Consider the following 6005-nt stretch of genomic DNA (forward strand, 5'->3'; position numbering starts at 1 on the left):
TAAAATATAAACCTCATGATTAAAACTCATTGCAGGTATCAATCAAGCCTTAGTTAGTGCTTGTCTAAAAACTCACATAAATTTTTACAATATGTGTAAATCTCAAATATACTGATTCCAATTGCAAATCAAATCACAATTCTGTCGAAATAAAAACTATGCACCATTGCATCTCTGCGTTTAGGCTTTTTATCGAACATCCCCCTTCAAGTAGGTATTTCAACTAAAATCTCCTCGCCCTTCATGAATAGGATGTAACAGAAAACTAATGTCTCCCGTTTTTTATTCAAAATTAATCTAAATAATTTTTAAGTGAACGATGGTTCATTTATCTTTGTTGATAAATTTCAAAAATATGATATCGGAATTAAAGAAACTTTTCGGACAAAAGTGTACGGGAATAAAAATTAACGGTGATTTTAAAGAATTTTTCATTAACGTTCCTGTAAAGAAGATGAAATTTTGCGAGGCCGTAGCCTGCTCTTTCGGGCTCCCGCTACAACTCAACAACAAAAATACAGAATGTCCCGCAGCCAGACGAAGTATTGGCTTTGACAAAGACGACCGACAACTGGCAGAAATCATTTCGGACAGAAACGACATTCCGAATCAATTTGTTGACGAAACGCTCAAAGACATCCCTAAACAGACCGAAATAAAAAATATAAGCCTCGGCATCACCGACTATATGGAAGAAAGAATTCAACCCGACCTTTATATTATCTATCTGCAACCGGCCAACGTTACTGCAGTGACGCATGCACTGGCCAAACACGGAATTAATGTCTCAATTTCTCCCTATTCTCTTCTGTCGGTATGTGGAAATGTATTTTCAAAAACGCTTCAAAACGAAGAAGTAACCGTATCATTTGGCTGCCCGGAATCAAGAAAAACCGGAGGTATACATCACGACGAAGTAGTTATGGGAATTCCACAGAAAATAACGGGGATTCTTTTAAATTCATTGAACCCACAGGATATCTATCAATAGAACAAACTTTGCTATGTTGGTTTCTTCTTACATTTTATAGCCAAAAGTTTAACCTGTAAAAATAAAGTATGTCGTTAAAAACCACTACTCATAAAGAAAATTGCAAATGGTTTCCTGTTTGTCCAATGAAGCGTTTCTATGAACAAGGAAAACTGGATAAAAAATGGATCGAGGAATATTGCATGGGAAACTGGAATAACTGCAAACGGTATCAAATGGAGGAAAATGGCATATATCATCCCGACAACATGCTACCCGACGGTAGTATTGATCCAAATCTTGGTTGATAAAAATGCCTGGTTCCCGAATTAATAAACACTTTTCCGGCAGACTACGCCCCAAAAATTCATTATTGATTGGCAAAACATATACATATAGTCCCTATCAAAAAGAGGGTACTTCCTTCCCGAAAGCACCCTCTTATATTTTTAGTCGTACTTAATTTAACAGATCGACAGATTTTCAGATATACTGAGGACACGAATGCTACAGATCATCACTTAATAAAATTAGTAAAAACAGGGCACATCCGTGTAATCGCTGTGATAGTAAAAGATTAAATGAACCATTGCTTAGAAATAGAACACGGAAGTGTTCTGGGCTAAGCGTCAAATCACCTGCCGGCCGTATCACTTTTTGGCCTGATCTCATTCTGATCAACTGATCTATTGGCCTATTAGCCTACTGACTACATCTATCTAACTCAAATTACAAAACACTCTATATCAATCATTTGGTTTGCAGAGTTGGATTTTTGCTTATCAGGCCAATTATCGGTACTTCCGGCAAAATTCTTCTCTGCAAAATTTAACACTTCTGCCTGTCAATTACTAACCACTACGGACTAAACTACTTATATCTAACCATCTAACTTCCGGCACCTGCTAACGGGCTCCAATAAAGCTATCCACTGCCTCAGACCAGCCTGCAGCTTTCTTTACATATTCCGGAATAGCTGTAGCCACTTTATGTCCGTCAAAATCCGGAGAAGTCTTAATATTCAACGGATCGCTTCCGCTAAACAAGACACCGTCATAGCCATTGTAAAATTTACTGTTGGTTTCAAATTCTTCATACAAAGCATTCAACTCAGCAGGATCAGCAATTTCGGCCTGGCAATCTTCATTATCGGCAGGGCTCCAGAGCGTGATAAGCGGACTCTCTTCGTTTTTCGTTTTGACAAAAACATTATGGTCGAGAGCCTTTAATGTTGGTTCACTAAGCCTTTCGCACATATCTGATGGTTGCCATACATACAGCAATGGAGACTCCAGTCCCATGGTGTCAACCATAAGATTATTCACAAAAATATGGTTTTCACGCTCTTCCACTCCGGGTCCGCTGGTTACATGCCAGCCAAAGTGATCGGGATCATCGCCCCGGTCATCACGGCCAAAAGTGGCGCGACTGTTAATGAAGGTATTGTTATACACTTTAGCATCGCAACTGTTAAGTATGAGCATTCCCTGATTGTTGTTCACAAACTCGTTGCCTGCAACAGTCACCCCTTTCGAAATCTCAAAGAAGAAGCCATTTCTGCTGGGCCAAACCTGATCGTTTCGAAAAGGTCCTTCGGGACTGCCCACTTTTTCGATCCGATTGTTGACAAACACACCGTCAACATTTCCAACATCATACCAAATACCATTTGAGTTGGGATGGTTGGTAACCAGGTTTTCGCGACAAACAACACGATGGCACTGGTTAAATATTTTCACAGCCGCCGGGAAATACCCGGTCCATTTCTCAATATTATTATGGGCAAAAATGTTGCGCTCCAGAATTACATCATCGGATGCGACCACATATAGCCCTTCGGTATTGGTATCCTCTATCTTACAATTGCGCATTACCATACTGTCACCAATTGCAAATACTCCAATGCGAAAACAATTTGAGAAAGTACAATTTTCAAAAACTGTTCCCACTACATCATTACCGTGCTCCTCTTCGGATGAGATTCCCTGTGGATAATATCCGTCAATATGCACCATTGTATCAGGATACTGGGTAATGGTTAATCCCTTGATAACCGGCCCTTTGCCGTCATTTTCCTTTCCATTGGTTTCTCCGCTGGTTCTGAAAATAGCTTTCCTGAAAGCAGTTATTTCAACCAGCTTATCAGAAGGATCCTGCCCGAGATAAATCTTTTTTGCATCGTAATCCACGAAGAAAGTCCCTCCATCCAGTTCTTCCTTACTACCGGCAGACTGAAGGTATTGACTATTCACAAAAACACCGTCATTATTAAACCTGTGAAGGGGGGTAAACTTAATATTTCGCTCTTCTCTCCACCACGACTCAGGTTCTCCAGGGAAAAGACGTTCCCATCGGGTAAACCAAACTCCGTCTTCATCCTGCTCCCACTCTGTAGCTTCAAATGTCCCTTTCAATACCGGCTTTTCGTCCTGATAAGGCTGAATGGTAACGCCCTGGTTAAAGGTCAGATTTCCGGTACGGTAGGTTCCACCACGCATTACAATAGCATCACCTGTCACCACCCTGGCAACAGCTGACTCTATGGTTGTTGGCGAATCAAGAGATGTGCCATCTGAATCAACATCGCCATCAGGGGCTACATAGTAAATGGTTCCCGGCACATCGGGCAATTCATAAACTTTATCAACAGGGCCGAAAACAACCTCCCCGGTTTTGTTACCTTCATCAGATTCAGGTGACTGGCAAGAAACAAGCCCAAGAGCTGATATGAATATCAGACTGAATTTCAATAAAAAACGATTCTTTTTCATATTGTTTTGGTCTTTAATTTGTTTGAACAGAAAAATTTAAACCCTTAGCTATTTTAGTACAACCGTTGTAATACTTTCCCTGGGCAATTCCACAATAATTTTATCCTCAGTGATAATATCATCAAACTTTTGACGATCGTGATCTACCGAAGTAGTATAGGCACTGGCCGACGAAACCTCTGCAGGCACTGAAACCTCAATAGTTTTAGAGGAATATTCGGATGAATTGATGGCCACAATAACGATATTGTCCTCACCCTTATAGGCCGTAATTTTTAAAGCAGAACCACCTTCCGAACTGACATCAACCCGTTGATAACCGGGACGAACAAATTTGGAATATTGCGAAAATGCGTAGCCCCGTTTTAGTATTGTGCCGCGCTCTGTTCCTTTTTCACCATCACCTAAAAAACTGTAATACCTTCGGATGTACCACCATATATAGGCGTTCCAATCAAATACCATTGTGGCGTGTATCTCCTCCAACATATCCATTGTTTCATCCCAGATGACTTCCTCATCGGTATCTTCAGTCCAGTTTTCGGGATGATTGCCGCTGTCCAGGTTCATCAGATGTTCGGTCATCCAGAGTTCTTTGCTTTTTTCATGGACAAGGGGGTAAGCAGCCAGGCCGCCTCCGTATAGATGTCCCCCAACAATGTCAATGTTATTTACCGCTGTGGCATCGTTCAGAATGTCATCGGTATAAGCATGATTGGTGTTCAGCGATTCAGCAGCAAGGACTTCAGCTCCTTCAATATTCCCGGTATGGTTTTTCACAAAATTGAACATCTGATCTACAGTGTATTCACATCCTTCGTAGGAAACCTCCCAGTCGGGTTCATTCTGGACGGATACCACGTCAACAGTTGCTCCGTTGTCGGCCATGAATTGAATAAATTCATTGATGTAGCTGGCAAAATCGGCATAATGCTCTTCCAACAAGTATCCTCCTCCGTTGGTGCTGTTATTGCTTTTCCATTTGGCAGGGGGCGACCATGGGCTTGCCAACACTTTTGCGTTTCGATCATTGGCCATTTTAATTGAATTGACCAAACCCTCCCAATCATTCTTATTGGAAGATAATCGCACTCGATAAATGGAAAGCCCCAGCTGGTCTTCCCCGGTTCCAAAAGCCATATCCATTTCATCTGAATTCAGGTAATCTGTTCCCCAAATCATATTAGCACCTCCAAAGCCGCTGATGGTCTGATGAACGACATCGGGATTAACGTTAACCAGTATTGTCTGGATCACTTTCCCTGACTGTTTTAAAACGATCTCATCAGATAAATCATGTGTTATGGAGTTGATATTAATTTTTTGCTGATTCTCCGCCGATTGATTGTTGGCACCAAAAGTTATTTCCAACATTGTAGTGCCGGTTCCCACTTCGGAATCACCTCCAGCCAGAGGTGAAATATCTGTTATAAACTCATTACCGGCAATTACCTCTTGAGTAACTTCCCATTCTGTATATGCCCAATTCACCTCGATTGTAACAGTTCCACCATCAGCATCCAACATATCAGGCAAAGAACTTTCATCAAATGAGAGTTTTGCAATCTTTTCCACATCATCTTTGTTTTCATCGTCACTACAGGCCGTTATGGAAAAGATGACCACAAGTACAAAAAAGAGAGGAATTGTTCTTAATTTTTTTAAAGAAACCATAGTTCTGCTATTAGCCAGGAAAAAATTTAATTTCAAAAATTTAATTCCAAAGCTAAGCAACCGCTTCTTTCTTTATGGGGAATTTTTTGTGTAATAAGAGGATATTTTTGATGATTATGCTTATCAAAACAAGACACTATGCTATCCCAGACAAATGCTACAGATTCTTAAAGTCGCAAGATTTTTATTATGAGATATTTGAGACTTACAATTGGTTGCTATGACCATAAATTCTTGCAAGCAAGCAACCGCTCCTAAGATGGTTCAGCGTTTGGAAAGAGTGGCAGAGATACTATTATCTAATATCAAACTTTATAGCGTCTGATTTTTAACATCTAACTTCTGCATTCTGCCTGTTGCCCGCTATTTAACCTGCATTATTCACAAATTATCTATTACGATGCTCAACTATCGGCAAAACACAAGGCGTCCTCATCAAATTTGATTTGAAAATAGTTCACTATTTCCTGCATCAAATTTGTCTGCGGTTGCTTGCGTTTTTTGATATTTGAACATCTCATGACGAAAACTTATGAATAAAGCAGGTTAATGATTCTATTAAATTGAATGAGTGCAGTATAAAAAGCATA

General features: G+C 40.2%; 4 protein-coding genes. 2 read left to right on the forward strand and 2 right to left on the reverse strand.

Annotated features, from left to right (window positions below; all coding sequences use genetic code 11):
• Positions 1-355 precede the first annotated feature (355 nt).
• Both OQ5_RS0117425 and OQ5_RS0117430 read left to right on the forward strand, forming a co-directional pair.
• Complete coding sequence (locus OQ5_RS0117425; RefSeq protein WP_176694098.1) at positions 356-991, forward strand: DUF169 domain-containing protein; 636 nt, start codon at positions 356-358, stop codon at positions 989-991.
• Positions 992-1059: 68 nt separating this feature from the next.
• Positions 1060-1278, forward strand: a complete 219-nt coding sequence (locus OQ5_RS0117430; RefSeq protein WP_016778712.1) for a hypothetical protein — start codon at positions 1060-1062, stop codon at positions 1276-1278.
• 597 nt (positions 1279-1875) lie between these two features.
• On the opposite strand, the gene OQ5_RS0117435 is transcribed toward OQ5_RS0117430, so the two are convergent.
• Both OQ5_RS0117435 and OQ5_RS0117440 read right to left on the reverse strand, forming a co-directional pair.
• Entirely contained in the window at positions 1876-3741 is a 1866-nt protein-coding gene (locus OQ5_RS0117435) for a right-handed parallel beta-helix repeat-containing protein (RefSeq protein ID WP_016778713.1), read from the reverse strand.
• A 48-nt stretch (positions 3742-3789) separates the two neighbouring features.
• Positions 3790-5415, reverse strand: coding sequence for a glycoside hydrolase (locus tag OQ5_RS0117440; protein WP_016778714.1), 1626 nt, complete (start codon positions 5413-5415; stop codon positions 3790-3792).
• Between the last annotated feature and the right edge of the window lie 590 nt (positions 5416-6005).

The organism is Anaerophaga thermohalophila str. Valhall (genome assembly GCF_000250735.1).
Taxonomy (GTDB): Bacteria; Bacteroidota; Bacteroidia; order Bacteroidales; family Marinilabiliaceae; genus Anaerophaga; species Anaerophaga thermohalophila_A.